General features: G+C 36.4%; 30 protein-coding genes. 20 read left to right on the forward strand and 10 right to left on the reverse strand.

Features of this window, described 5'->3' with window-relative positions:
• Positions 1–21: 21 nt before the first annotated feature.
• A complete protein-coding gene (locus OCL94_RS08250; RefSeq protein ID WP_262996410.1) occupies positions 22–741 on the forward strand; it encodes an AAA family ATPase in 720 nt (239 codons plus the stop codon).
• 47 nt (positions 742–788) lie between these two features.
• Here OCL94_RS08250 and OCL94_RS08255 read toward each other — a convergent pair whose 3' ends face one another.
• Entirely contained in the window at positions 789–1,301 is a 513-nt protein-coding gene (locus OCL94_RS08255) for a DUF402 domain-containing protein (protein WP_262996412.1), read from the reverse strand.
• Between the two features lie 205 nt (positions 1,302–1,506).
• Between OCL94_RS08255 and chrA the strand changes: the two genes are divergently transcribed.
• The 4 genes from chrA to OCL94_RS08275 all read left to right on the forward strand — a co-directional run bounded on the left by chrA (position 1,507) and on the right by OCL94_RS08275 (position 4,748).
• Positions 1,507–2,661 (forward strand): chromate efflux transporter, encoded by a 1,155-nt coding sequence (gene chrA, locus OCL94_RS08260; protein WP_262996414.1) that lies wholly within the window; start codon positions 1,507–1,509, stop codon positions 2,659–2,661.
• A 96-nt stretch (positions 2,662–2,757) separates the two neighbouring features.
• A complete protein-coding gene (locus tag OCL94_RS08265; RefSeq protein ID WP_262996416.1) occupies positions 2,758–3,288 on the forward strand; it encodes a DNA-3-methyladenine glycosylase I in 531 nt (176 codons plus the stop codon).
• A gap of 11 nt (positions 3,289–3,299) precedes the next feature.
• On the forward strand, positions 3,300–4,058 hold the full coding sequence (locus OCL94_RS08270) for a class I SAM-dependent methyltransferase (protein WP_262996418.1): 759 nt from the start codon (positions 3,300–3,302) through the stop codon (positions 4,056–4,058).
• Positions 4,059–4,193: 135 nt separating this feature from the next.
• Entirely contained in the window at positions 4,194–4,748 is a 555-nt protein-coding gene (locus tag OCL94_RS08275) for a hypothetical protein (protein ID WP_262996420.1), read from the forward strand.
• A gap of 144 nt (positions 4,749–4,892) precedes the next feature.
• Here OCL94_RS08275 and OCL94_RS08280 read toward each other — a convergent pair whose 3' ends face one another.
• Positions 4,893–6,026: an MFS transporter gene (locus OCL94_RS08280; protein WP_262996422.1), complete on the reverse strand. Its 1,134-nt coding sequence runs from the start codon at positions 6,024–6,026 to the stop codon at positions 4,893–4,895.
• Between the two features lie 158 nt (positions 6,027–6,184).
• On the opposite strand from OCL94_RS08280, the gene OCL94_RS08285 reads away from it, so the two are divergent.
• Together OCL94_RS08285 and OCL94_RS08290 are read left to right on the forward strand one after the other, a co-directional pair.
• Positions 6,185–6,814, forward strand: a complete 630-nt coding sequence (locus OCL94_RS08285; protein WP_262996424.1) for a tetratricopeptide repeat protein — start codon at positions 6,185–6,187, stop codon at positions 6,812–6,814.
• An 80-nt stretch (positions 6,815–6,894) separates the two neighbouring features.
• The gene (locus tag OCL94_RS08290) at positions 6,895–7,395 is read left to right on the forward strand and encodes a hypothetical protein (RefSeq protein WP_262996426.1); all 501 of its coding nucleotides are present in this window, start codon (positions 6,895–6,897) and stop codon (positions 7,393–7,395) included.
• 167 nt (positions 7,396–7,562) lie between these two features.
• On the opposite strand, the gene OCL94_RS08295 is transcribed toward OCL94_RS08290, so the two are convergent.
• The 3 genes from OCL94_RS08295 to OCL94_RS08305 all read right to left on the reverse strand — a co-directional run bounded on the left by OCL94_RS08295 (position 7,563) and on the right by OCL94_RS08305 (position 8,654).
• Positions 7,563–7,862, reverse strand: a complete 300-nt coding sequence (locus tag OCL94_RS08295) for a hypothetical protein (RefSeq protein ID WP_262996428.1) — start codon at positions 7,860–7,862, stop codon at positions 7,563–7,565.
• Complete coding sequence (locus OCL94_RS08300; RefSeq protein WP_262996430.1) at positions 7,859–8,185, reverse strand: heme oxygenase; 327 nt, start codon at positions 8,183–8,185, stop codon at positions 7,859–7,861. The genes OCL94_RS08295 and OCL94_RS08300 overlap by 4 nt, the downstream gene beginning before the upstream one ends.
• A gap of 205 nt (positions 8,186–8,390) precedes the next feature.
• Complete coding sequence (locus OCL94_RS08305) at positions 8,391–8,654, reverse strand: SunI/YnzG family protein (RefSeq protein WP_262996432.1); 264 nt, start codon at positions 8,652–8,654, stop codon at positions 8,391–8,393.
• A gap of 162 nt (positions 8,655–8,816) precedes the next feature.
• Between OCL94_RS08305 and OCL94_RS08310 the strand changes: the two genes are divergently transcribed.
• Positions 8,817–9,980 (forward strand): CynX/NimT family MFS transporter, encoded by a 1,164-nt coding sequence (locus tag OCL94_RS08310; protein ID WP_262996434.1) that lies wholly within the window; start codon positions 8,817–8,819, stop codon positions 9,978–9,980.
• A gap of 20 nt (positions 9,981–10,000) precedes the next feature.
• Here OCL94_RS08310 and rarD read toward each other — a convergent pair whose 3' ends face one another.
• Positions 10,001–10,909, reverse strand: coding sequence for an EamA family transporter RarD (rarD, locus tag OCL94_RS08315; RefSeq protein WP_262996436.1), 909 nt, complete (start codon positions 10,907–10,909; stop codon positions 10,001–10,003).
• A gap of 166 nt (positions 10,910–11,075) precedes the next feature.
• On the opposite strand from rarD, the gene OCL94_RS08320 reads away from it, so the two are divergent.
• Together OCL94_RS08320 and OCL94_RS08325 are read left to right on the forward strand one after the other, a co-directional pair.
• Entirely contained in the window at positions 11,076–11,726 is a 651-nt protein-coding gene (locus OCL94_RS08320; protein WP_262996438.1) for a hypothetical protein, read from the forward strand.
• 57 nt (positions 11,727–11,783) lie between these two features.
• Entirely contained in the window at positions 11,784–12,455 is a 672-nt protein-coding gene (locus OCL94_RS08325; RefSeq protein ID WP_262996440.1) for a DNA alkylation repair protein, read from the forward strand.
• Positions 12,456–12,510: 55 nt separating this feature from the next.
• Here the strand turns inward: OCL94_RS08325 and OCL94_RS08330 are convergent, their stop codons facing one another.
• The 3 genes from OCL94_RS08330 to OCL94_RS08340 all read right to left on the reverse strand — a co-directional run bounded on the left by OCL94_RS08330 (position 12,511) and on the right by OCL94_RS08340 (position 14,128).
• Positions 12,511–12,939, reverse strand: a complete 429-nt coding sequence (locus OCL94_RS08330) for a DUF1433 domain-containing protein (protein WP_262996442.1) — start codon at positions 12,937–12,939, stop codon at positions 12,511–12,513.
• A 171-nt stretch (positions 12,940–13,110) separates the two neighbouring features.
• Positions 13,111–13,530: a DUF1433 domain-containing protein gene (locus tag OCL94_RS08335; protein WP_262996444.1), complete on the reverse strand. Its 420-nt coding sequence runs from the start codon at positions 13,528–13,530 to the stop codon at positions 13,111–13,113.
• Positions 13,531–13,708: 178 nt separating this feature from the next.
• Positions 13,709–14,128, reverse strand: a complete 420-nt coding sequence (locus tag OCL94_RS08340) for a DUF1433 domain-containing protein (RefSeq protein ID WP_262996446.1) — start codon at positions 14,126–14,128, stop codon at positions 13,709–13,711.
• Positions 14,129–14,494: 366 nt separating this feature from the next.
• Between OCL94_RS08340 and OCL94_RS08345 the strand changes: the two genes are divergently transcribed.
• The 7 genes from OCL94_RS08345 (at position 14,495) to OCL94_RS08375 (ending at position 20,528) form a co-directional block, all read left to right on the forward strand.
• The gene (locus OCL94_RS08345; RefSeq protein ID WP_262996448.1) at positions 14,495–14,998 is read left to right on the forward strand and encodes a metal-dependent hydrolase; all 504 of its coding nucleotides are present in this window, start codon (positions 14,495–14,497) and stop codon (positions 14,996–14,998) included.
• Between the two features lie 20 nt (positions 14,999–15,018).
• The gene (locus OCL94_RS08350; protein ID WP_411268493.1) at positions 15,019–16,227 is read left to right on the forward strand and encodes a UTP--glucose-1-phosphate uridylyltransferase; all 1,209 of its coding nucleotides are present in this window, start codon (positions 15,019–15,021) and stop codon (positions 16,225–16,227) included.
• Between the two features lie 10 nt (positions 16,228–16,237).
• On the forward strand, positions 16,238–16,486 hold the full coding sequence (locus OCL94_RS08355; protein ID WP_262996452.1) for a hypothetical protein: 249 nt from the start codon (positions 16,238–16,240) through the stop codon (positions 16,484–16,486).
• Between the two features lie 206 nt (positions 16,487–16,692).
• Entirely contained in the window at positions 16,693–17,790 is a 1,098-nt protein-coding gene (locus OCL94_RS08360) for an HlyD family efflux transporter periplasmic adaptor subunit (protein WP_262996454.1), read from the forward strand.
• Positions 17,791–17,876: 86 nt separating this feature from the next.
• Positions 17,877–18,836 carry a KPN_02809 family neutral zinc metallopeptidase gene (gene ypfJ, locus OCL94_RS08365; RefSeq protein WP_262996456.1) on the forward strand — a complete coding sequence of 320 codons (960 nt, stop codon included), beginning with the start codon at positions 17,877–17,879 and terminating at the stop codon, positions 18,834–18,836.
• 237 nt (positions 18,837–19,073) lie between these two features.
• Complete coding sequence (locus OCL94_RS08370; protein ID WP_262996458.1) at positions 19,074–19,544, forward strand: SepA family multidrug efflux transporter; 471 nt, start codon at positions 19,074–19,076, stop codon at positions 19,542–19,544.
• Positions 19,545–19,550: 6 nt separating this feature from the next.
• Positions 19,551–20,528 carry a VOC family protein gene (locus OCL94_RS08375; protein WP_262996459.1) on the forward strand — a complete coding sequence of 326 codons (978 nt, stop codon included), beginning with the start codon at positions 19,551–19,553 and terminating at the stop codon, positions 20,526–20,528.
• A 417-nt stretch (positions 20,529–20,945) separates the two neighbouring features.
• Here OCL94_RS08375 and OCL94_RS08380 read toward each other — a convergent pair whose 3' ends face one another.
• Complete coding sequence (locus OCL94_RS08380) at positions 20,946–22,403, reverse strand: alpha-amylase (protein WP_262996461.1); 1,458 nt, start codon at positions 22,401–22,403, stop codon at positions 20,946–20,948.
• Between the two features lie 179 nt (positions 22,404–22,582).
• Here OCL94_RS08380 and OCL94_RS08385 point away from each other — a divergent pair, with 179 nt between their 5' ends.
• The 3 genes from OCL94_RS08385 (at position 22,583) to OCL94_RS08395 (ending at position 25,763) form a co-directional block, all read left to right on the forward strand.
• Entirely contained in the window at positions 22,583–23,641 is a 1,059-nt protein-coding gene (locus OCL94_RS08385; protein WP_262996464.1) for an Mrp/NBP35 family ATP-binding protein, read from the forward strand.
• A 12-nt stretch (positions 23,642–23,653) separates the two neighbouring features.
• The gene (locus tag OCL94_RS08390) at positions 23,654–24,373 is read left to right on the forward strand and encodes a KinB-signaling pathway activation protein (protein WP_262996465.1); all 720 of its coding nucleotides are present in this window, start codon (positions 23,654–23,656) and stop codon (positions 24,371–24,373) included.
• A gap of 85 nt (positions 24,374–24,458) precedes the next feature.
• Positions 24,459–25,763 carry an MFS transporter gene (locus tag OCL94_RS08395; RefSeq protein WP_262996466.1) on the forward strand — a complete coding sequence of 435 codons (1,305 nt, stop codon included), beginning with the start codon at positions 24,459–24,461 and terminating at the stop codon, positions 25,761–25,763.
• Positions 25,764–26,119: the final 356 nt, after the last annotated feature.

A 26,119-nucleotide genomic window follows, 5' to 3' on the forward strand; every position in this document is an offset into this window, starting at 1 on the left:
GCAATTTTCGGGGGTGAACACATGTTTATCAAAAGTATTTCATCAAACTTTAAACAGCATCAAGGGACACCATATTACATGAAAATACCCGCTATAAAAGCATTAGAGCGCATTGATTTACATAAACCGGTAACAATTATCGTAGGTGAAAACGGTACTGGTAAATCAACTTTAATTGAAGCGATTGCGGTCAATTACGGGTTAAATCCTGAAGGTGGCGGTAAAAACTTTAACTTTGCGACAAAGCATTCACATGCGGGACTGTATGAAGAAATTAGACTTGGAAAGATAGGTGTTCCGAAAGATACTTTTTTCTTACGTGCGGAAGGATTTTATAATGTAGCGACTGAAATTGAACGACTCAATGAAGATGACGGGCTGTTACTTAACAGTTACGGTGGCAAAAGTTTGCACGACCAGTCTCATGGGGAATCATTTCTCGCATTGCTTAAATATCGTTTCAGAGCGAAAGGATTATATATATTAGACGAGCCGGAAAGTGCATTATCGCCAATGCGTCAAATGTCGATGATTGTAAGAATTAATGATTTAGTGAAACGTGGTGCGCAGTTCATCATTGCGACGCATTCACCGATTATAATGGCATACCCTGATGCAGATATTATTCAATTGAATGATCAAGGATATGAACGTATTGATTATAGAGAAACTGAACACTATATCGTGACGAAAGCATTTATCGATAAACCAGAAAAGATGATTGAGACTTTATTAGAGTAGTCTCAATCATCTTTTTTATTGTGAATCACGTTGCGAAATTGAACCACTTATTTCAACGGGCCATCTACATCTTTAAAGTTCTCAATGCCGAAAGGGAACACATTATCTTTAATATTGTTTTTCAGTTCTTGTAACGAAACTAAAGCGAAGTTTGTCAGCTGTAATGGGTATTGATATTTTTTAGAGCTTTCTAAAAATAAATCATTGTTTCGTAAAAACCATTGTCCGGTATTAGATTTGACGTAATCCATATCTAAATCAATATACGTGATATTACCATCCGCGTCTTTATGGCATGGCGTCGATATGTTACAGAAAATACTGACGGGTTTATCTTGTTCATCGATTGAAATTGATACGGTATAACCATGATATTTAGAAAGGAAATGCAGCGTTTTATAATCAATTTTATAGGCTTCATTTTTAATGTGATGCTTTAATAAAGTATTTTTATCGCATGCTATGAAATAGTAATGCGGCGTTTCAGAAAGTAAGGTCCCTTGTACTTCAACGTGAGGTCTGTCTGGATATTTATATGATTTAATATTAATAGCTTGCAATATCTTGACCTCCTTAAGTATTGTAGATTTATTATAATATGAAATCGTTTTCTATGCATTGATTTCAACAAATTCTTAAAAATAATGTCACAAACGCAAGCAATTTTACTATTATTTTATTTCCTTACATAATCTTTATAATGTTGTAACATGGTTGTACTGCTAATTCGATATGATAGAGATAATCATGTGAATGAGGTGAACTATGAAACGATTAATGGAAATATTTTTAGTCGCATTAAAGCTTGGCATAACAAGTTTTGGAGGACCTGTTGCACATTTAGGATACTTTCGTGCTGAATATGTAGAGAAACGCAATTGGTTAAGCGATAAAGTATATCAGGATTTAGTCAGTCTATGTCAATTCTTACCTGGACCTGCTTCGAGTCAAGTCGGCATCGGTATTGGGTTAATGCGTGGTGGTATATTAGGTGCGATTTGTGCATTTCTAGGATTTACTTTGCCTTCTGTGCTTGTGTTAATCAGTGCGGTCTATTTCATGAATGCGTTACAGATGAACTTAGATTTCTTAAAGGGACTGCTTATTGTGGCCATTGCAGTCGTGCTTCATGCACTTGTGGGTATGGGTAAGAACACATTGAACAATATCGCAGCATGGTGCATATTCATTGTCAGTTTCGTGATTGCACTTGTTATCCCTCAAGCTTACACTCAAATATTAATCATTTTATTATCTGGCATTGCAGGTATCTTCCTGTACAAAGTTGAAACTGAAAAAGCACACGCGATGCAAGTGAATGTATCAAAGCGACAAAGTATTGCTTCGCTCACATTATTGGTGATATTGACGGTATCGTTACCGGTTATTGCGCAAGCGTCTAATAATCATTGGTTACATATGATTGATAAATTATTCCGTGGCGGTTTGCTCGTATTTGGTGGTGGCCATGTCGTACTCCCATTACTACAAAGTGCGTTCGTACCAGAAATGATTGATTTAAAGACATTTTTAGCGGGATACGGATTGACGCAAGCGATGCCAGGACCCTTATTTACGTTTGGCTCATTTATCGGTGCAAGTTTATTTGGTATTACTGGTGGTATTGTCGCGATGATCGCTATCTTTTTACCGGCATTTTTACTGGTCATTGGAACGTTACCTTTTTTGGCGACTTTACGAGAGCATCGATTAATGAAACAAGCGTTGAAAGGTATAAATGCTGGTGTATTGGGCATACTCGCAGCAGCATGGGTTAATCCGATTATTATGCATACGGTGACACATTGGATGGATGTATTCTTAAGTGGCATACTATTCTGTTTGCTCTATTACTTTAAATGTCCGCCGTGGATAATCGTTTTATTAGGGTTATTGATTGGCGTATTATTTTACAGTTAAGCATGCAATTTAAATTGTGTGCTTCTTTTTTGTCATAGTAGTGAATTGAATAAAATGGTACAATGAACAAGTAATTGATACAGAAAAGGTGATGACATGCGATTTACCTGGGCTGACAGCCATCCATTAATGGCTGCATATTATGACAATGAGTGGGGTATTGAATCTCATGATGAAACATATCTCTTTGAAATGCTTGTACTTGAAGGTATGCAGGCAGGTTTGTCATGGTTAACGATATTAAAGCGAAGAGAAGGTATGCGTCAAGCGCTGGATCAATTTGATTATAAAAAGATTGCGCAATATGATGAGACAGCTTTCAATCGTTTAATGCAAACGGACGATATGATTAAAAATAAATTAAAGATTAATAGTATTATTTCAAATGCTCAGAAATTCATTGAAGTACAAAAAGAATTTGGTACTTTCGATCGATATATCTGGTCATTTACGAATAATGAACCCGTCGTTACATATTATGATGCAGAATCCGATGTACCGACAGATAATGCATTATCACAACGTATTAGTAAAGATTTGAAAAGCCGTGGATTTAAATTTGTAGGACCAGTCATTATATATGGTTATCTTGGTGCTATAGGTGTGATTCAAGACCGATTAAAGTAATGAGGTGAGTTATGGATAGCAAAGCGCTATTTAGTGAAAAAGTAGAACGATATCGTAATTCGAGGCCGAAATATGCATGTGGTTTAATGAATTATATGAAAGAAACATTTGATATTAATGAAACAACAACGATTGCAGATATTGGAGCAGGTACTGGGATATTTACGGAACTGTTATTAGATTTAGGTGCGAAAGTGATTGCGGTTGAACCGAATGCAGCAATGGTTGAGCAGTTACGTTTAGCGCTCTATTGTAAAGAGCTTGAAATACATGAACGCCCTGCGGAAAGTACTGAAATTGAGTCAAATACAGTAGATATTATTACTGCCGCACAAAGCTTTCATTGGTTCGATAAAGCGTTGTTTAAAGCTGAATGTAAGCGACTGTTAAACGGAAATGGACCAGTGTGTCTCATCTGGAATACGCGTGTTGTTGATGAACCTATCAATGTGAAGACAGCAGAAATATATACTGCGTTTTGTCCGGACTTTAAAGGCAGTGTAAGTTTTGCGGGTGGGGCCAATCATTCTGAGGAAGATATCGCTGAATTTTTTGAAGGCGAGTTTGAGAAGAAAGTTTATGAGTTTCCATTAACATATGATAAGCAAGGGTTTGTAGATCGTGCATTATCTGCATCGTATGCATTAGTTGAAGGGGATAAACATTTCGAAACGATGACGAAAGCATTTGAAGCATTATTTGATCGTTATGCAGAAGATGGCAAAGTCGTCGTTCCAAACAAATCAGTATTGTACTATGGGAATATTTAGTGAGAGATGAAGAAACACACCTAATATTGATGTTAGGTGTGTTTTTATGTTCGGTTGAAAAGAGCACGCGGCTGTAAAAAGAAAATACAACCGTATGCTATTTCCTATTTTTGATGTCGAGTGAGCTGCAAACTGTTGTTGCGGCTCAGTCACCCCTTTTTGTGTCCGAGTGAGCTGCAAACTGTTGTTGCGGCTCAGTCACCTCTATTTTGGATGTCGAGTGAGCTGCAAGCTGTTGTTGCGGCTCAGTCCCCCCTTTTTTTGTGTCCGAGTGAGCTGCAAACTGTTGTTGCGGCTCAGTCACCTCTATTTTGGATGTCGAGTGAGCTGCAAGCTGTTGTTGCGGCTCAGTCACCCCTTTTTTTGTGTCCGAGTGAGCTGCAAACCACTTTTGCAGCTCACTCACAAAAAAGAAGATATGAAAATAATCATATCTCCTTAAAGTCGACTAACCGCTTTGTCGATAGCCTCAAACGGCGTTTTCAATGCAGGACCTCGTCAAATTTCAGCAACACCATCGAAATCAAAGAAAGATTTCTCTGTGTTGCTTCCAATTTGTTCGGTCCTAAACGCATCGAAAACAGCCTCTCAAACGGCATCTCCAAAGCAGTCGCCTCGAAAACTGGAGAAAACCCATCTGAAATTAAAAAGCAATTTCTGATGGGTTTTCTCCAGTTTTTCTGCGACTAACCGCTTTGTCGATAGCCTCAAACGGCGTTTTCAATGCAGGACCTCGTCAAATTTCAGCAACACCATCGAAATCAAAGAACGATTTCTCTGTGTTGCTTCCAATTTGTTCGGTCCTAAACGCATCGAAAACAGCCTCTCCTAAGACTACCCACGTTTGATCGATAGTGCCAATACTAAACAAATCACTGCAAAGACGGTTGATAAATATGGGGCGATAGCTGGAGAGAATGCTTCTACAACGACACCACCGATTAATGCACCGAATCCAATACCAGCATTTAATGCTGACATGTTCCATGCCATAATACTGCTTGAATCTCCTTCAACTTGCTTAATAATCCCAATTTGAATAGCAGGGTTCGTTCCCCATTCAAAGATGTTCCATGCAAGCATAACAATCAATAACGCCGCATAAAATGGCAATGATATATTAAACAGTAATAACGATAACGTAAATATCGATAACGCAACAATTAACCATTTCTTACTTCCAAATCTATCTGCCATCATGCCTCCAAGACTTGTCCCTGCAATACTACCTAATCCGCAGACAAACAATAGTATTGAAACGTGTTGTAAAGTATACCCTTCATTAATCATCATCGGGCTAATATACGTAAAGACAATATAATTTGAAGCAAGGATAAAGAAAGTGATCCCAATATATTTTGCAGCTTCTTTCGGATAAAGTAATTTAGAATGTTTGTTTTTATTATCATCCGTTACTTTAATTTTATTTGGCAGTTGGAACATTAACATTGTCGTCGCAATAATACTTACAACTACGATCATACCGAAAGTAGCACGCCAGCCGAAAAGTTCACCAATTTTTGTGGCAAGTGGAACGCCAAAGACGTTTGCGCCACTAAATCCAATGTATACAAGGCCGAGCATTTTCCCGCGTTCTTCTGGCTTGCTTAATACTACGGTTAAAGCGAGTAATTTCACAACGATAATACTTGATGCAGCAGATGCGATAATACGTCCAATCACGATAATCGTAAAAGTATCGCCTAACGCATTAATCGTATTTCCGATAATAAAGATAATCATACTCGTTAACAGTACCCATTTTGGATTATATTTCTCAGTGAGTTTCACGAGGATAGGGCCGCAGATAGCAACCGTAAACGCATAAATAGTTACGAGTTGTCCTGTAAGCGATTGTTTTATATGAAGATCATCACTCATCAGTGTTAATATACCAGCTACAACAAGTTCAACCATCCCAACGACAAAGATACTAAGAATAAATGTAAATAATTTAAGACGTGTCATATGAAGTCCTTTCTTGTTATTAGTGTATTGAAATGATAACAGAAAAAATAAAAATGTACATTACAATGTTTAAAGGTGAATATTTATTATAAACCATATACAATAAAGTTGAGAGATAAATCTATTACAAATTTATAAACAACAAAAGGGGAATCATTATGGATTATAACGAAAAGATTGATAACGTATTTATGCTGTTTGAAGAGGATAATAAAGACGAGGCAATTAAATTATTACAGGAGATTGGTAATACAGTAAAGCAAGGTGATGCGCATTATTCTGATTACTTATTAAACGCTGCTTATATTTACGCTGCAGATAATCACTTTGATAAAGCGCGCGAAACTTTAAAGTCATTGCTTGAATCAGATGATGCTGAAGATCGTCAAATGGCGCATCATCAACTTGGCTTAGTAGAGCGAATGGATGCAGAATTTGACCAATCTATCGAACACTTTAAAGCAGAACAAGCGCTAATTAATGAACACTTTGCTGATGATACGATTAAACAATCGGTGAACTTATATGAGTTAGGTTACGTTCAATTATTAAATAGTCAATATGATGAAGGAAAAGCATCATTAGAAAGCTCTTTGAAACTGGCTGAACTATCAGAAGATGATTTAAGTATCGCTATTTCAAATCGTGCATTAGGTGAGTTATATGCTGCGCAGGAAGAAATGGATAAAGCGAAACAGTACTTTAATGAAGCGAAGCGCTATTTCCGTAAAGATGGCGATGAAATTGGCGTTGCAGAAATTGAAGCATTAGAAGCGGCAATATTCTAAAAATAGATTGTCAAAACATTAATAAAAGTACATAATGAGGATGAAATAGTTTTCATTTAGTGTTATAAGGAGTGATTGGCATGATTCAGGAACTAACAAAAGAAGAACTACAAGATGCAGTGGATCGTATTGCCGAGATTTACTTAACAAATTTCGATGATGCAAGAAGCCACAAAGAAATGGTTTCAAATATATTAAAGTATAGTGAAACACCTGGCTTTAAAGCGTTAATTAGTCATCAATTTGGTAATATTAATGGCTATTTATACGGCTATACGAGTGAAAGTAAACAATTTTACCGTGAATTATTAGACCGTTATTTAACAGCTGATGAAAAAGAGAAATTAAACGGTGCATTTGAAATTCTTTCAATTGCAGTGGATAAACGCAGCAAACATAGTGGCGTAGGTAGTAAGTTGTTAGAGGCTTTACCACCAGGAAAGTATTATTTAACAAGTGATGTGCACGATATTGTTGCAAACACATTCTACTATAAGACAGACTGGCAATTATTAAAAGGCAACTTGCATTTACACCCAAGTATTCCGAATAAGAACTTGTACTATAAAGAAGTGAAATAGGAAAAGGCTGGAGTGTTCTGGCACAAGCAACAACCGAACAAAACGTATAAATCGCTCGTTGATTTATAGTTTTTGTTCGGTTGTTGTCGTAGTGGCGACTTCTGTACCGCCGTATATTCTGTTAAACGTATGAGGGATAAAACATATGCCTTAACCTCACTTTTTTTCTATAAACATTCAAACACTTCTACAGATTGCAATGTATGTTTAATATCATCAGCAAACCATATACGATTCCAGTCATCCTGACTACGTTCGAATTGTGTACGGGTTTCGTAATCTTCGATGCTATTATAGAAGATATCAAGTGCAATCGTTGTCGTTGTTGCATCGGATTTTTTGTACATTTTAATACCGGTATTAGATACTTCTGAATTAAATTTAGAATCAGCAGACGCCTGGAATTTAGCCATTAATTCTGGAAGATATTCATTCGGTGTCGTGTAAGTAAAGACGACTTTTATCATTTGCCTACCTCAGTTTCTAGCTTCGCAATAACGATTTCTGAACCAAGCATCGGTGATTCCTGCTTTTCAGCATCAGATTTATTAGCACGTTGTTGGTGCGCTTTTTTGAAAGCATCACTTGTTTTCCACGCTTCGAAATCTTCTAATGTTTCCCACCATGTATTAACATGAAGTTCATCGTATTCTTCGAGGTTTTGAATAGACCATGTTTCAATTTTAGTGAAACCTTTTAATTTCGTAATATCGCCACCTTTAGTAAACATCGGTGCCATTTTTTCAGCGAATCCTTTTTTCATTTTTATTCTGTTTGTTACGATATACATCTTAACGCCCTCCTTTGTAGTTATCATTATAGTAACAAATTAAAGAATCAATGCGTTAGTGAAAGTACTTTTGTATATAGTGGATCCTGATAGGATTCAGATATATCGAGTGAGCGACAACCAATCAATATCGCTCACCCACAAACGAAACATAAACTACGAAACAAAAAAACCACACGCGTAAGCATGTGGTCGTCATATCAGATTACTTATTTAATTCGTTAATGATTTTTTTATCGTTGTGAGTGTAGATGATGTATTTTTTATCTTTAGTTTCTAAAAGGATACGGTTTGTTTTCCCGAAAGTTGATCCGATACGTACTACTTTCTCATCGTTGTTTTCGTCCGCACCAGCGTAAATGTTTGTATCTTCTTTCACGCTTAAAATATCTTCGTTCGGAATTGTGATGTCAGCAACACGCCATTTGATGTTTACTTCTTTGTCGTTCTTAGTAATTCTCATTGCCATTTTTAATACACATCCTTATCTATTTGATACCCTAAATATACCCCTTTTTTTCTCTACTTACAATTAAACAGATGTTATTTCACGAAAAAAAATGAATTTTACGTGATATGATTGAATTAACAAAAAACGCGCACCATATCCACACAATAAAGGAGAATTAATTTGAGTAAAAAATTTCAACTATACATTCTATTACTTGGCGTTATCGTTGTCGCATCAACATTGCGTGCACCTTTAACCGCAATCGGTCCGATGATTACTGAAATAGGTCAGGCATTGAACATTCCGAAATCTATGCTTGGTATGTTAACGACGATTCCACTCATCATGTTTGGTATCATCTCACCATTTGTGGCACGTCTTTCACGACGCCTCGGCATGAGTGTCGCATTAATGTTAGGTATGATTATTTTATTACTGGGGCTTGTGATTCGTATTATCCCAAATGTTTCAATGTTACTGGTGGGAACGATTTGTATTGGTATCGGCATTGCAATAGGTAATGTAATTCTGCCGAGTTTTGTAAAATGGCGTTTCCCGATGCAAATGGGACTCATGACTGGCGTATTTACTGCCACGATGAATTTAACAGCAGGTATTGGCGGAGGTGCAAGTGTACCATTAAGTAAGATTAATAATGGAGGCTATCAGTATTCATTAGGTTTCTGGATAATATTCAGTATTGCCGGCATATTATTATGGATGCCACAACTGAGATATAATCCGAAGCTACAAATTACCGAGGCGCGACGTCCGATTTATCGATCGAAACTTGCAATTGCCATCGCCTTAATGATGGGATTTCAATCCATGACTTTTTATTCAACAGTGACGTGGTTTCCGGATATTCTGATGTCGTATGGTATTAAACAGGAAGCAGCGGGTTATTATTTAATGTTGAATCAATTTGCACAGCTGCCGATGACGTTTATCATGCCTATTGTTGCAATGAAGATGAAAAGTCAACGACCACTTGTCTTCTTATTTACCGGGTTATATTTAATTGGCTTTACGGCGTTTCTATTGAATCACACATTATCGATTATTGTTGCCATGATTGCAACGGGCCTTGCTGGAGGTGCTGCATTTAGTTTATGTATGTTATTCTTTTCATTACGCGCAAAGACGACACAAGATGCGATTGAATTATCGGGTTTTAGCCAATCCGTTGGGTATTTTGTTGCAGCAATCGGTCCAATCTTAATGGGCTATTTACATGGTGTATTCAATAGTCATCTTCCAAGCTTTATTCTGTTCTTTATGATGACGATGACGATGTCTATATTTGCATTCATTTCTAGTAAGCATCAATATATTTTCGATTAATAAAAACTGCTCAATGCCTATTATGGCTTGAGCAGTTGCTTTCTTTTCATCGCTTTAAATTGTATATATTTACTGTAACTATATAGAATTAAGCCTGACCAGATACATAAGAACGTTATAAAGTCAGTTGCACTAAAGTGTTCACCAAATAAAAAGACACCTTGCAATAAGATTAACGTCGGTGAAATATATTGTAAAAACCCAATTAATGAAAGAGGGATTCTTTTAGCACCTGCTGTAAATAAAATAAGGGGGACAGCTGTTGCAACACCAGCAAATAAGATTAAGAAACTTGTATGATTTGCTCCGAAGTGGTTCTCACCAAGTTGTGCTAAGTAACCTATCCCGATTAAAGCTAATGGTAGTGTAATGATTGTTTCTAATGCGATGCTGTAAATGGCGTCAATATTGACATATTTCTTCATTAGGCCGTAAAGCGCAAAACTTGCAGCTAATACAATCGAAATGAAAGGGAATGTACCACTGCTTAACGTCATAAATAATACACCGATCGCTGCAAGAACAATTGCCAGAATTTCTAAAGTATTAAAGCGTTCTTTCATAAAGATAAAGCCAAGCGCAATACTCATCAGCGGGTTGATATAATAACCAAGACTTGCCTGAAGCACATGGTGGTTATTGATGGCCCAAATAAAGATACCCCAGTTTACCATAATGACGAGACTTGCTGCGATTAATGCAATTAATTCTTTCTTACGCCCGATTAAATATCGTGTATCGGCTATAAACTGTGGCCATTTCTTTAATAAGACAATTAGCACAACCATAAAGATGGCAGACCATAAGACGCGATGAAATAGTATTTCGTAAGGGTTAAATGTATTGACTGAACGCCAGTAAGTTGGCAGTATGCCCCACAGGAAATACGCACCGCCAGCATATAATATACCTTTTGAATTCTCCTGCATAACGTCACTCCTTCAATAAAGTAGTTATATCATACCAAATGACTATGTTATTTTGATAATGGGATGCTCAAGGTGTGACTTTTGATAAACGATACATATTGTACAAGCATGTGGTATAATATGTGCGATGTATGTATCGTATTTCATACATGTTAGGAGCGAAATAATGAAAAAATGGATATGTTTATTGCTAATGGCAATCGTTCTTATTGGATGTAGTAAAAGTGAAGAAGAAAAGCCAATCAAAAAAGACAAACAACCACAAGTTGAAGTAAAAGTGAAAACGAAAAAAGATGAAAAAACGAAAAAGAAGCAACAGACGAAAAGTACAGAAGATACAACACAACAAGCAACGACTGAACAAGCGAGTGTACCAACATCTGAGCAGGCAGTGAAGCATTATAATACAGATAATTATAATTTGGCGAGAAACTGTTTAGTAACGCCAGGGAAAGAAAAGACTGCGGAGTGCGAAGATATTATTCACACGCCGGAATATTCAAAAGCATGGAATAATTTAACGAGTGAAGGTTATATTTGTCAAAGCGGTCAATGTGATATGAAAGTACAACCGAAGACACAAGAACACTATAATCAACCAGTGAAGCCAGCAACAAATGAACAGAAAAGTGATGTGCCAATTGCAACGGAAGTGATTCCGGCTAATCCTGATAAATCGGTAGAGCATAAGACGCAGGTGACGACGGAACAACCACAGACGACTGAAGCGGTTGATCAGGCGACTACAAGCGCACCTGCGTTAAAGTCGACAGAGCAAAATGCGAAACAAGTGAATACTACAGAAGAGCAGCAGTAAGTGGTTAAGAAGAGTTGAACATGGTCACATTAAATGAAACAGTAAAGGACAGACCCGATGCTTACAATTAATGATATAAAAGCAGCATACGAACCACTTAAAAATAAATCTAACCAAAAGACAATGGAAAGTTATATGAAAAATAACTTTCCATTTTTAGGTATAAAGAAAAGCGAAACTGCGCCGATTATGAAAGTACTATTTAAATTAGGGTTACCTAAGACGAAAGATGAAACGAAAGCATTAGTTGATGATTGTTTTGAACAACCGGAACGTGAATATCATTATATCGGTATGATCATCTTAAATAAGAACGAAAAACAGTTTGATGTTACCGATTTAGATTATCTTAAACAGTTGATATTAACACATAGCTGGTGGGATTCAATTGATACGATTGCACCGAATATAGTTGGGCGAATCGTGTTAAGGGAACGTGAAGCGGGGGAAGCCGTGATGCGTCAATGGAATCAATCGGATAATTTCTGGTTACAGCGTGCGAGTTTGTTACATCAGTTAAAGTACAAAGCGCAGATGAATGAAGCGTTGCTTACTGAAATGATATTGCATACGAAAGATGAGCAGGAATTCTTTATACGTAAAGCAATCGGGTGGGTATTGCGTGAGTATTCAAAGACAAATGCTGAGTTTGTTACAACTTTTGTTGATACACACGCGTTATCACCGTTATCACAGAGAGAAGCGTTGAAATGGTTGGAAAGACAGTAGCGCTAGTGTATACACGAAGTGAAATAAGTATCCTAAACGAAAATTACTCAAAGCTTTAATGCTGAGTATTTTTCGTTTTTTGATTTAATTCTTTTTTGATTTCTTCAGGTGATTTTAATTCATGTGCGGGTTTTAATAAATTTGATATAGATTCTGCTTTCATAATTGTACCGTGAAACTGAAAATTATCTTCAGGTGAGGAAAAAGCAGAGAACTCAGCATCTTTGTTGCCATTTATATATCCATCAAATACATAATCACCCATAGGCCCCATCTCAACTTTAGTAAAGTCTACAGTCTTAATTGTATTAGGTTCTTTTGTGTTATGTTTAAGGTATAGAGTAATCAGTTCTTTTTGTCCTTTAATATAATCTTCTTTGTCTTTTTCTCGCTCATCGTATTTCATTTTGAAATAGACACCACCAGCAATAATACAAGCGCTTAAAATGACAATTATCAAAGCTAAAATTTTCTTTTTGGTCATTGTAACTACTCCTGAGAAAATGTGTTAGTTATTAAACCATTATATAACAAATAATACTAGTATTGTGAGTAGAAAAGCTTGAAACTTTGTGATTAAAAAATACTATTTGATAATATATCAAAAAAAACAAACTCAATTTTACTGAGTTTGGCTTTAACAGAAAGCTTTATATTAATGATCTTTCTTATTTTCTAATTCTTTTTTGATCTCTTCAAGTGATTTTAATTCATGAGCGGGTTTTAGTAGATTAGTTATTTTTTTATTTACTGACATAACTCCATCAAATTGATAATTTTTTTCTGGCGTAGAATATGCAACAAAGTCATAATTTTTGTTATCATTTATATATCCTTCAAAAACAACACTTCCCATCGGAGTATTTGAAACGTTAATGAACTTTACGGACTTAATAGTATTAGGTTCTTTGGTATTGTATTTAAGATAAAGTGTAATGCATTCTTGTTGTTCCTTATAGAAAATAGATTTTTGTTTTTCACTTTCATCGTATTTCATTTTGAAATAGACACCACCAGCAATAATACAAGCGCTTAAAATGACAATTATCAAAGCTAAAATTTTCTTTTTGGTCATTGTAACTACTCCTAATTGAATGTGCTAGTTTTGAGACTATTATATAACAAAAGAGGTTAGTATTGTGAGTGAAAGCTAGAAATCTTGTGATGCGTTTTTTATATGGAATTCTTTGTTACATTATATTAAAAAGCCAAACTCAACTTTACTGAGTTTGGCTTAGACTGATGGATCGATTTTAATGATTTTTCTTATTTTCTAATTCTTTCTTGATTTCTTCAGGGGTTTTCAATTCATGTGCAGGTTTTAATAACTTTTCTACACCATCAGTTGTCACCATTCCTCCATAAAATTGAAATTTATCTTCTGGTGAGGAAAAAGCAGAGAAGTCATCTTTTTTGTTACCATTTATATACCCATCAAATATAACATCACCCATGGGTCCTACTTCTACTTTGGTGAAATCTACATTCTTAATAGTATCTGGTTCTTTTGTATTATACTTAAGATAAAGGGTAATACGTTCTTTTTGTTCTTTATAATATACTTCTTTTTCCTTTTCTTGTACGTCATGTTTCATTTTGAAATAGACACCTCCTATAATTAAGAATATACTAAGAATAATACTAAAAATGACTAAAAAATTTCTTTTTATCAAAGTTACAACTCCTATTCGAGGTGGAATATGAATAATATATATAATAAGGATACTACATACGAATGAGTGTGTTAATGATGCAGTACGTAGTTGTAAAGTATCTGGACATTGGTACTGGTAATATTAGAATAAAAAATAAGAACACCACTTTAATTATAATGTAAAAGTGGTGTTCTTGTTATTTTAGAGACTAATGATTCTTTAGTCTCTATGATTTGAATGAGTTCATAGGGCGAAATAAAGGGGGTTATTTCATTTATTTAATACTCATTGACTTACATTGTTAGTATAATAACATGTGAAGCAGATTTCAATCTTTTTGTGATTGATTTCACAAAAACGTCAAATATGAAGGAGGTGTGGCAAATGACAGGGAAAACACATATTGCCCTCGGTGTATTAATTGGAACATCATACGGTATGTCACATGCATACGACATTAGTTCATTTGCAGGCATATTAGGAACAACTGCACTCTTTAGCATCGTGCCGGATATTTGCCATGCTGGCAGTAAACTCGGAAAGAAGATATGGCCCATTAGCACGTTAATTGCATTAATATTCGGGCATCGTACATTAACACATTCAATATTTTTTATGGCAATAACAAGCATCATATTAATCATATTAGATGTGAACCCGATATATATTACATGTGCGATATTGGGTATACTCAGCCATTTATTATTAGATATGTTAACGCCAAGAGGTGTGACTTTATTCTTTCCGATCGACAAGAAGGTTGTCTTTCCATTTACATTCAAGACAGGCGGCGTCATCGATATGTCACTAGCAACAACGTTTAGTGCATTAACGATGTATTTATTTTATATCGAAATGTTTCACAGAACATTAGTATGGCTCCACTAATCATGATAAAATATGAATAAATAATACATAAGAGGAGAATTTCACGCATGAAAGATAAATTAACACAATACGGTCATACAACTTTAGTATCACAACTCGAACAATTAGATGAAGCAGCACAATCGTTCGTACACAAAGCTTTAGCGTCACAAGATTTAGCAGCGATTAAGAAGTTATATGAGGATGTATACGTTAACCGTGAAGTGAAGTTACCACAAGGTCAAATTAAAGATGTTGAGACAATCATTAAGAGTGAAATGTCAGACGCAATGTTAAATACATATCGAGAACAAGGGTTAGCAGCAATCAAACAATTAAAAGTAGCACCTGTACTTATGGCAGGTGGTCAAGGGACACGTTTAGAACACCCAGGTCCTAAAGGGACTTTTGAGTTTGACGGAAAAAGTTTATTTGCGCTTCAAGCTGAGCAAATCATTGCGTACAATAAATTATTTGATATCAATATACCGTGGACAATCATGACAAGTGACATTAATCATGAAGAAACATTGGCTTATTTTGAAGCGAATGATTATTTTGGAATGCCGAAAGAGAATGTAACATTCTTTAAACAACCGAATATTGTCGCACTGAGTGAATCAGGTGAATTATTATTAAATGACGCACAACAGTTATTAACGACGCCTAATGGTAATGGCGGTATCTTTGAAGCGTTACACACATCAGGGATTAACGCACAGTTACAAGCGAAAGGCGTAGAATATTTATATATTAATAATATTGATAACGTCTTAGTGAAAGTGCTAGATCCAATTCTTTGTGGACTTGCGGTTGAAAGTAAATCAGATGTGACAACAAAGACGATTGCAGCGAAAGATAATGAGAGTGTCGGACGTGTAATCGAGGTTGAAGGTGTTAAGCAAGTGATGGAGTATACTGAATTGCCTGCTGGTGAAGAAAATACATATCGCAATGCGAATATCGGTATTCATATTTTCAAATTAGATTACTTAATTGAACATGCACAAAGTGAGTTGCCGTATCATTTAGCGATTAAACAGTTAGCTCAGCTTGATAAAGATTTAAATGTTGTGAAACAACCGACTTTAAAGTTTGAGAAGTTTTATTTCGATATATTCCGTTACGGCAAATCATTCAAAACGCTACAAGTTGAACGTTCAAGTGAATTTAGCCCGCTGAAAAATAAAGTGGGTAAAGATAGTATTGAAACAGCACGTCATGATTTAGAACGTAACAATTTGTTATAGGAGTGGTAACGTGAAATCTAAAACGAATATATATGTCATCGTTATGATGCTTGCTTTAGTAGGGATTAATTTATATTTAACTTATTACTATATTATAGGGCCAGGCCGTGGAGAAGTAAGCTGGATGGGCTTTGTTTCTTTATTTGCTGCGCTGATGCTGGCTGCACTCACATACAAATATTATCAGTCTCAAAAAGAAATCAATATGGATGATTTTAATTCGCATATCAAATCGGATAAAGATAGATTGTTGAAGTAGAGGCAGTTTTCAATGCGTTTAGGACCGAACAAACTGGAAGCAATCTCAAGAAATCGCATTTTGATTTTGAAGGGATTGGTGAAGTTTATCAGGCGTCTGCTCCTGAGGCGCCGTTTAGGCAGTCAAATGAGCGTTCAGACGCAAGTCGGCCTCATTACATAAAAAATATACATATAATTTTGAATTTGGACATAGGGCGTGTGATTATGAAGCAAAAATGGTTTTTACCTATATTTTTATCTTTAATCGTATTAGCACTTATCATCGCGAGTGGCGTTATTTTATACATGCATCAGCAGGATGAGAAAGAAACGATTCATATCGATGAGCGTATTAAGACGCATGTCCTGTCACTAGACGGTAAAGTTAAACAAAATTTAGCGACATATTTCCAAAAAGGAAATCAATCAGAACCTGTTGTGATGCATGTCAAACTAGGGGATAAAGTTCAAAAAGGGGATCCGTTATTTACATACAATGACAAAGTGTTATTCTCTAAAGAAAAGGAAACGGGTTTATCATTAGATAACAAGATGATTGAGAAAGAGCAGGTTGAAGGTCAAATCGCTGCGATGGAAGCGATGAAACAAGATGCAACTTATAATGACAAGGCATCAGAAATTGATGCGCAACTCAACTGGCTGGATTCAGAACTGACGAAAGCGGAGAATAACATCGATATACTGAAAGAAAAGCAGAAGCAAATTTCCGATCAAATTGACGCGTTAACCATTAAAGCGAGTATTGATGGGAAAGTTGCACAGCTGAATCAACAGCAAATCGATAAGTTCTCTCAGAAAGAACAAACAGAGCCGATTCTGGTGTTGTCGGATGATGCGTTTTTCGTAGAAGGAAATGCTAAGCGAGATCAAATTGAATTTCTTGAGACAGGTTTAAAGTTTGATGGGCAGCACAAGTTGAATAAGGAACAGGAGTATAGCGGTGCCATTGATAGCTTCGAACAATTGTCAGCTAATCCGGATGCAAAGACGCAATATTTCAATTACAAAGGTCACCTGGATTCAAGTGAAGGGTTATATGTCGGTGACGATATGTCTGTTAAAGTGCACTTATCTTATAAGAAGCATATATGGTTACCAGAACGCTATGTGAAGAAGAAATTAGTAACACATAAGAATAAACAGAAATTAACGACACCAGAAAAGACATACTACGTTAGAAAAGTATATGGTGATCAGGTGAATGAGGAGAAAGTAACGGTCGAACGTATCGTCAATGGTCAGTATCTCGTTACGGAAGGTTTAACGTCGATTGATGCCATTAAACCATTTAAATCGAAATAATATTAAAATTTATGATTGTTAATACGAATTAATGGGTAATTATTATTAAATATGTATGCAGTGATTACCGATGAGGGGGAACATAAATGAAATGGCAAGGTCGAGAAGGTAGTTCTAACGTCGAAGATGCTAGAGGATCAAGTGGTGGCTCGTTTAGCGGCGGTAGCCCAATGGTTATCGGCGGCGGAGGTATGGGATGCTTAGGTATTATTGTGATGATTATCTTCGTATTAATGGGGGGCAACCCTGCTGATTTAGGTGGTGTACTCGGTGGAGATTCATCACAACAACAAACTCAGGATAGTGGCAAGTCAACGAGCAGTACGCAAGACAATCCGTTTGAAACAGGCAACGTAAAGAAAGAAGCAGAACAAGTTGATACAAAGACTGAGAAATCATTAGATGAACGTGGTCAATTTGCTTCAGTTGTACTGAAAGATACGGAAGATGTATGGCATGAAATCTTTAAGAAATACAATCGTACATACACTGAACCGAAGTTATTATTATATACAGATGGTGTACGTTCAGGGTGTGGACAAGCGAGCAAACAAATGGGACCATTCTACTGTCCGACAGACCAGAAAGTCTATATCGATTTATCATTTATGGATGAGTTAGACAAGAAATTTAACGCACCTGGTGACTTTGCGATGGCTTATGTTATTGCGCATGAGGTAGGACATCATGTACAAAATGAACTCGGCATTTTACCGAAATTCCATCAGTTAAGAAATCAATTATCTGAAACAGAATATAATAAATATTCGGTAGCAGTTGAATTACAAGCCGATTATTTCGCGGGTGTATATGCGAAACATGCACAGGAAATGGGTTATACGGACGAAGGTGACTTAGAAGAAGCGATTAAAGCTGCTCAAGCAGTTGGAGATGATACGCTTCAGGAGAAAGCGCTTGGTCGTGTAAATCCGGATACGTTTACACATGGTTCAAGTGAAGATCGTATGAAATGGTTCAAAAAAGGTTACGAAGCTGGCGACTTTAGCCAAGGCGATACATTTAAAGCAATGGGATTAGAATTATAAGATTTGTAGTAATTCAGGTATACTAATATTGATTAGTATGCCTTTTTTTATAGGAGAGAATAAATCTTGAACTTTACGATAACGGTTTGATTTATACGATGAAGTATGAAGGGGAGCGCGTATTTGCAGTGTTTGTGAATGCACTTTAAAGCAGTTTATTACACGAATTGAAAATACTTTGCTAATCTAGGGGTAATCATATTAATATGAGTATGAGATAGATAAGGAGGCCAGATGATGAAGCCATTTAAATTTAATAAAGGATCGTTATTCACAATATTGTTTGTGTTATCGGTCGTATTAATTTCTGGCGGCGCCTTTATACTGATGCTAATATTCGGTATGTATGGTTTAAGTCGTATCCTTATCTATTTAAACCTTGCAGAGTTTACGTATAACGAGAATGTGATTGATAATAGCTTTTATTATGGGTCTTATATTGCAATGGGGTATTTCCTGCTCGTTGTGATTGAGTATATATTAGACGATGTAAAGCGAATGTATTCAGATAATAAATATTTTCAAGGATGGTATTTCCACATCCTGACCGTAGGATTATCAACGATTGTTTTTTATTTTGGTGTCCATATTAACTATCAACATATCAGAATTAACTTTTTAGTCATATTCATTGTGATTAGTGTGTTGTATTATTTAACGGAAATATTTTATCCAGACAGTAAAGATTTAAATAATGAAGAGGATTAAGGTGATATGATGAGAAAGATTATTGGACAGCATCACGCATCAGGGATTACGAAAGATGCTGCGGCGAACTTAGTGTTTTATACTGAAATTCTCGGTATGCGTTTAGTGAAGAAGACGGTCAATCAAGATGATCCGTCAATGTATCATTTATTTTATGCGGATGGTACAGGAAGTCCTGGTACGGATATGACATTTTTTGAAATTCCGAATGTCGGACAAACATATCGTGGGACGAATAGTATTACGCAAATTGCCTTGCGTGTGAAAAGTGATGAAGCGATTCGCTATTTTGAACAGCGCTTTGAGCAGTTTAATGTACAACATAGCGATGCAGTAGAAATTAACGGCAGATTAACGATTGAATTTGAAGACTTTGAAGGCCAGCGTTTAGCGTTAGTTTCAGATGCTAATAATCACGGTGTTGCATCAGGTACACCGTGGGACAAAAGTATAGTACCGGTTGAATTTGGGATTACAGGACTTGGTCCGTTTAAAATGGACGTTGAAGATGTTGAAGGATTTAGCGTAGTATTAACTGAAATATTCGGTTACACACAAACCGGTTCGTTTACACATCCCATTACAGCACAAACGATTATGACATTTCGTTCTGATTTAGGTGGTACAGGGGATGAGTTACAAGTCGTGCATAATACAAATGCACCGGAACGACCGGGTAAAGGGAGTATGCATCACATTGCATTACGTGTGAAAGATGAAGCGGAATTACAGGAGTGGGTAGAATTTATTAAAGAGAAACGTATACCATCAAGTGGTTTCGTAGATCGTCATTTCTTTAAATCGCTGTATATTAGAACACGTCAAGGTATATTAATTGAGCTTGCGACAGATGGGCCGGGCTTTGCGATTAATGAACCGATGGATGCGTTAGGTGAGACATTATCATTACCACCATTTTTAGAAGAAAAACGCGAGTGGATTGAACGACAAATTAAGCCGTTACCTAAAGTGAAAAGATTATAATTTTTGATGTTCTTTGCCGGTAATTTCGATTTACCGGCAATCATTTTGGATTCGGGGCCGATTTTCGGATTTCTTTGCCGGTATTTTCGGTTTACCGGCAATCATTTTGGATTCGGGGCCGATTTTCAGATTTCTTTGCCGGTAATTTCGATTTACCGGCAATCATTTTGGATTCGGGGTCGATTTCGGGATTTCTTTGCCGGTAATTTCGATTTACCGGCAATCATTTTGGATTCGGGGCCGATTTCCGGATTTCTTTGCCGGTAATTTCGATTTACCGGCAATCATTTTGGATTCGGGGTCGATTTCGGGATTTCTTTGCCGGTAATTTATCGGTCATCGTATTATGATTTCGTCATAATTCTGAAAATGATGGCCGATATTTTCGATATATCGGCCATCATTTTAGTTGCTCTATTAAATTTCTTTCTCGCAGTAAACAGAAACACTGCCCGGATTAACTTTGAACACGCCATTGCCATGTTCATCAATGACAACGCCTTCTTCAATTGTATCTGTATAGTCATACCACGTTTGCCCGGCTCGATCTTCACCAACGAACATTTGCTTTTCGGCAGGTTGTTCACTGTTGTTAATAATTACAGCGCAACCTGATTTATCTTTTGCAAACCCACGTCTTACCCAGCCGACAACATTCGGGTGATCGAAATAATCATCTTGTTGTCCGTAAGCTTTTAAATTACGTACGTACAGTAACGGATCAATCGCCATTTGTTTACTTTCAACAGGCTGGTCGCCACCAATACCGTAATAATCTCCGTAAAATACGCATGGGTATCCATCTTCACGTAATAAGATTAATGCGTATGCTGCTTGTTTAAACCAATCTTTAACAAATGATTCTAACGCTTCACCAGGTTGTGAGTCATGGTTATCGACAAATGTTACTGCATTCACTGGATTCTCTTTCACAAGTGTGCCATCAAATATTTGCCTTAAATCATAAGCGGCACCACCTTCTGAAGCGGCTTTTAAGTTAAAGTGTAAACGTACATCGAATAAATCGAGACTATAATCAGCGTCTTCAAGGAAGCTCTCGTTCACTTCTAAATCGGGATTCCAGAACTCACCAACGAAGTAGAAATCTTCTGACTGATGTTCGCGCATTGCATGAACGAAGTCACGAATGAAATAGCTTTCGATATGTTTTACAGCATCAAGACGCATACCATCTATCTTTAAAGTATCAATAAACCATTTACCCCAGTTAATCGTTTCTTCACGTACATCAGGATGTTGATAATCGACATTCGTAAACATTAAATAATCGAAGTTCCCTTTTTCCTGATCAACATTTTCATTCCAGTCTTTATTCTCACCTAAGATTTTAAAGATACCGGTACGTCCAGTGCGATGATCATAATCCGTGCCGTTAAAATGCGTATAGTTCCATTCGAATGCACTATACTTTTTATTACGTCCCGGGAAATAGAATTTGGTGAATGCATCGATATCAAAGGGTTCAGATATTTCATGTGTTCGGTCATTTGGATCTACTTCAACGACACGAACCGTTTCTGCTTCGTCTGCCCCCGCTTTATGGTTTAATACGACATCGGCATATACTTTGATATCGTGCGCATGCAACGCATCTATTGCAGCGATTAATTCTTCTTTTGTACCGTATTTCGTACGCACTTGTCCTTTTTGATCGAACTCACCTAAGTCATATAAGTCATAAACGCTATACCCTGTATTCATGACGTGATCTGCCTTTGTCGCAGGCGGTAACCATATCGCGTCGAACCCTTTTTCTTTAAGTATTGCAGCCTCATCCTTTAAGCGGTTCCAATGATTCCCGTCTCCGTTCGAATACCATTCAAAATATTGCATCATCGTATAATTTTTAGTCATGTTGTGCTCCTCTGTGAAATTATTTATCTTCTGTTTACCCATTAATCGCTTATTCATTCCATAACACTATTCATTATAGTCCTTTTATATGAATAAAGTCTTTAATAAGAAATTAATTTATACAAAGCAGTTATCTTTTGATAAACTATAACTATTAGAACAGTGAAGGGGCGTTTATTGTGTTAACTAAAGAACAAGCAATCGAACTTATCGGAAATTTAAATGATCCAATCGTTAATGTACCATTGAAAGAAACGGGCGGTGTTAAAGAAGTCACGATTAAGGAAGAGAAGCAACACGTTTCTGTTAAAGTGGCAATCGCTAAACTTGGTGGGCAGGAACAATTGGATTTACAAATGAAGATTGTTGAAGCATTAAAAGAAAACGGCGCGAACACTGTAGGACTGCGCTTCGAACAATTAGATGATGCAGCATTAGAACAGTTCCGTGGTATGGCAACTTCAGAGATTGAAAAGTTATTATCACAAAACAATGAAGTTGAATTTATTGCGATAGCATCGGGTAAAGGCGGCGTTGGTAAATCAACGGTTTCAGTGAACTTAGCGGTGGCATTAGCACGATTAGGTAAACGTGTCGGTTTAGTGGATGCGGATATTTATGGATTCAGTGTGCCGGATATGATGGGCATATCGGGGAAACCGGAAATTGAAGGTGAAAGAATAAAGCCGGTTGAACGATTTGGTGTGAAAGTCATTTCGATGGCATTTTTCGTAGAAGAGAATACGCCTGTTATCTGGCGTGGCCCGATGTTAGGTAAGATGATCAATAACTTCTTCCAGGAAGTGAACTGGGGCGAATTAGATTACATTTTATTAGACTTACCACCAGGTACGGGTGATGTTGCGCTTGATGTACATACGATGTTACCGAAGAGTAAAGAAATTATTGTAACGACGCCACATCCGACAGCAGCGTTTGTTGCAGCACGCGCAGGGGCGATGGCATTGCATACTGATCATGAAATTCTTGGTGTTGTTGAGAACATGTCATACTTCGAGAGTAAAGTGACGGGTGAGAAAGAATATGTATTTGGTAAAGGTGGCGGCGATAAGCTTGCATCAGAATTGAATACAGAATTGTTAGGTCAGTTACCATTAGCGCAACCAGACTGGACGGACGATGACTTTGCGCCATCAGTTTATGCTGAGGATCATGCATTAGGTCAAATCTATTTAAATATGGCTGAGCGCATCATTAATAAAACAGAAAAGAAATAATGAGGTATTGAAGTGACTTTAAAGAATTTATGGAAATTTTATGGCATAACGTTGTTGATTGGCCTTGTGTGTACGGTACTTGTCAGCTTTATATTTGGCTACGACAAGTTAACGGTTTATTTAGTCAAAGGTGAGTTCGGTGAATTTTTAGCAGCACTCATTTGGTTTATGGGGTACGGCTTATTAATCGCCTCAATTTCACAACTCGCATTTTTTGCGTATTTATTTATTCATCAAATGGGCCAAGGTATTTTCAAAAGTGGCTGGAACGCAATTCAAGTCGTCATCATTTTGTTTGCAATCATTGATTTAGTGTATTTCAGATATTTACGTTTTGGCCAACGTGATGGTGACATTTTGAAGTTTATCTGGATACCGATTGTGATTGTGTTATTTGGTAGTGCAGTCGCGATATATAAGAATAAACTTACAGGAAAGAATGTATTCATCCCGGCATTATTTTTTATGGTTGTAATGACAACGGTAGAACTGATTCCGTTTTTGAAAGTACAGGACATGATGTGGCTGTATTGTACGATTTTCAGTTTACTGTTATGTAATGCATTTCAGTTGTTATCGTTACCGAAATACAACCGCTTATCTTATGAAGAACGTAAAGCACGTAAGATTGCACGTGGTACTTGGGAAGAGCCTGTTACTGAGACGACGCCACCTGTAAAGAAACAAACACAGGTCGTTTCACATAAGAAGAAAAATAAAAAAAGAAAATAATGAGTAGAACAACATACAATCAGATAGACAAAAATAAATCAGATTAGACATACGTTTAATCTGATTTTTTAAATGGAGGATTTATATGAAACGAGGACTCATCAGCGCGCTCGTCATTATTATGTTTATGAGTGCAATTGAAACGTCAATTATTTCACTGGCAACACCGGCTATTGGTAAAGATTTAAATGCATCACAATCATTGGCGTTAATATTTACAACATACATGATTGCAATCGTGATGATTACGCCACTTGTTGGTGAATTGATGAAGCGATTGGGCGCGAAACGATTAATGTTAATAGGCGTTATAGTTTTTATTATTGGTAGTATGTTATCAGGATTATCATATACATTTCCGATGTTGTTAATGGCAAGATTAGTACAAGGTGCCGGAGCTGGCATCATGATGACGATGGGGAATATCATTCCGAAGATTGCATTTGAAATTCCGTATCGTTATAAAGTTATGGGGATTGTAGGCTCTGTCTGGGGCATTTCAAGTATTGTCGGACCGATTTTGGGTGGCGTGATATTAACATATTTGAATTGGAGTTATTTATTTTATGTCAATGTGCCATTAGCGCTACTGGCGATATACTTAGTTGTTAAATATTTTAAATTTGATGAAACAACACAACAAACACCGTTTGACTTTAAAGGGTTAATATTATTCTATGTATTTTTAGCGCTACTGTTATGTGCATTGCTCATTCATATGCACTGGATGATTCATTTAGTACTATTTGTAGTTGCGATTAGTATATTAGCGTTTTTCATTAAATACGAAAGTACGACTAGACATCCATTTATTCCGGTAACAGCATTCACAAAGACGATTAGTATTGTCATGGGAACGGATATGCTATACGCCATCATGATGATGGGGACGAATATCTTTCTGCCCATCTATTTACAAACGGAGAAAGGATTATCTCCATTATTAGCTGGACTCACGACGTTTACGATTTCGATATTCTGGCTCACATCTACATTTATTCTAAAACATATAGAAGCCATACTTTCGACGAAACGTGTTTATCAACTGAGTTTCTTCTATATGATAATTGGCAGTTTGATTATATTTATATTTGATTCGGCTATTGCAGTCACGATTGCCTCTGCATTTTTAGGATTATCGTTTGGGACAGTATTTACGAAGAACATCGTTACAATTCAGGAAAGTGCTAAGCCGCATCAACTCGGCACGATGATGAGTACGTATAGTTTATTAAAGTTTATCGGTTCGACGACAGGATCCATTATTATGTCAATTATTTATTATAACGGTAGCTTTAAATCAATCGATAATAATATGGTGTTTGGAATCGGAGCAGCGTTACTACTCATCATTATATATGAGTTGTTGTTTAAACCGAAACGTGTGTAAAAGAAAAACCTTCATTTCAGCTTATAGTGAGCTGAAGTGAAGGGCTTTTTATTGATATTAAAAAAACTTCAAAAAACTTTATAAAAAGTGTTGACGAAAACACTGCATCTTGATAAGATATAAAAGTCGCTGAAAACAAGCAGCACAACAAAATTACATCGAAAAAAACAAAATGAAAAAGTGTAAAACTAACACTTGAAACTTTGTTCTAAGCGCTGTAATATAATAAAGCAAGTTAAATTACTACTTGAGGAAATGTTTGAAAGAACATAATCAAGCGAGTGTAAAACTTCTTAAAAATAAGTGTTGCAAAGAGTTGAGAGTTATGTTAATATTAATTCTTGTAACGCGAAAAA

It is taken from the genome of Macrococcus capreoli, assembly GCF_025628935.1.
Lineage (GTDB): Bacteria > Bacillota > Bacilli > Staphylococcales > Staphylococcaceae > Macrococcoides > Macrococcoides capreoli.

Coding starts and splice junctions, on each gene's coding strand:
- OCL94_RS08250 (WP_262996410.1), top strand. CDS start 22: ATGTTTATCAAAAGTATTTCATCAAACTTTAAACAGCATCAAGGGACA.
- chrA (WP_262996414.1), top strand. CDS start 1,507: ATGAAACGATTAATGGAAATATTTTTAGTCGCATTAAAGCTTGGCATA.
- OCL94_RS08265 (WP_262996416.1), top strand. CDS start 2,758: ATGCGATTTACCTGGGCTGACAGCCATCCATTAATGGCTGCATATTAT.
- OCL94_RS08270 (WP_262996418.1), top strand. CDS start 3,300: ATGGATAGCAAAGCGCTATTTAGTGAAAAAGTAGAACGATATCGTAAT.
- OCL94_RS08280 (WP_262996422.1), bottom strand. CDS start 6,026: ATGACACGTCTTAAATTATTTACATTTATTCTTAGTATCTTTGTCGTT.
- OCL94_RS08285 (WP_262996424.1), top strand. CDS start 6,185: ATGGATTATAACGAAAAGATTGATAACGTATTTATGCTGTTTGAAGAG.
- OCL94_RS08290 (WP_262996426.1), top strand. CDS start 6,895: ATGATTCAGGAACTAACAAAAGAAGAACTACAAGATGCAGTGGATCGT.
- OCL94_RS08295 (WP_262996428.1), bottom strand. CDS start 7,862: ATGATAAAAGTCGTCTTTACTTACACGACACCGAATGAATATCTTCCA.
- OCL94_RS08300 (WP_262996430.1), bottom strand. CDS start 8,185: ATGTATATCGTAACAAACAGAATAAAAATGAAAAAAGGATTCGCTGAA.
- OCL94_RS08305 (WP_262996432.1), bottom strand. CDS start 8,654: ATGGCAATGAGAATTACTAAGAACGACAAAGAAGTAAACATCAAATGG.
- rarD (WP_262996436.1), bottom strand. CDS start 10,909: ATGCAGGAGAATTCAAAAGGTATATTATATGCTGGCGGTGCGTATTTC.
- OCL94_RS08320 (WP_262996438.1), top strand. CDS start 11,076: ATGAAAAAATGGATATGTTTATTGCTAATGGCAATCGTTCTTATTGGA.
- OCL94_RS08325 (WP_262996440.1), top strand. CDS start 11,784: ATGCTTACAATTAATGATATAAAAGCAGCATACGAACCACTTAAAAAT.
- OCL94_RS08330 (WP_262996442.1), bottom strand. CDS start 12,939: ATGACCAAAAAGAAAATTTTAGCTTTGATAATTGTCATTTTAAGCGCT.
- OCL94_RS08335 (WP_262996444.1), bottom strand. CDS start 13,530: ATGACCAAAAAGAAAATTTTAGCTTTGATAATTGTCATTTTAAGCGCT.
- OCL94_RS08345 (WP_262996448.1), top strand. CDS start 14,495: ATGACAGGGAAAACACATATTGCCCTCGGTGTATTAATTGGAACATCA.
- OCL94_RS08360 (WP_262996454.1), top strand. CDS start 16,693: ATGAAGCAAAAATGGTTTTTACCTATATTTTTATCTTTAATCGTATTA.
- ypfJ (WP_262996456.1), top strand. CDS start 17,877: ATGAAATGGCAAGGTCGAGAAGGTAGTTCTAACGTCGAAGATGCTAGA.
- OCL94_RS08370 (WP_262996458.1), top strand. CDS start 19,074: ATGAAGCCATTTAAATTTAATAAAGGATCGTTATTCACAATATTGTTT.
- OCL94_RS08375 (WP_262996459.1), top strand. CDS start 19,551: ATGATGAGAAAGATTATTGGACAGCATCACGCATCAGGGATTACGAAA.
- OCL94_RS08380 (WP_262996461.1), bottom strand. CDS start 22,403: ATGACTAAAAATTATACGATGATGCAATATTTTGAATGGTATTCGAAC.
- OCL94_RS08395 (WP_262996466.1), top strand. CDS start 24,459: ATGAAACGAGGACTCATCAGCGCGCTCGTCATTATTATGTTTATGAGT.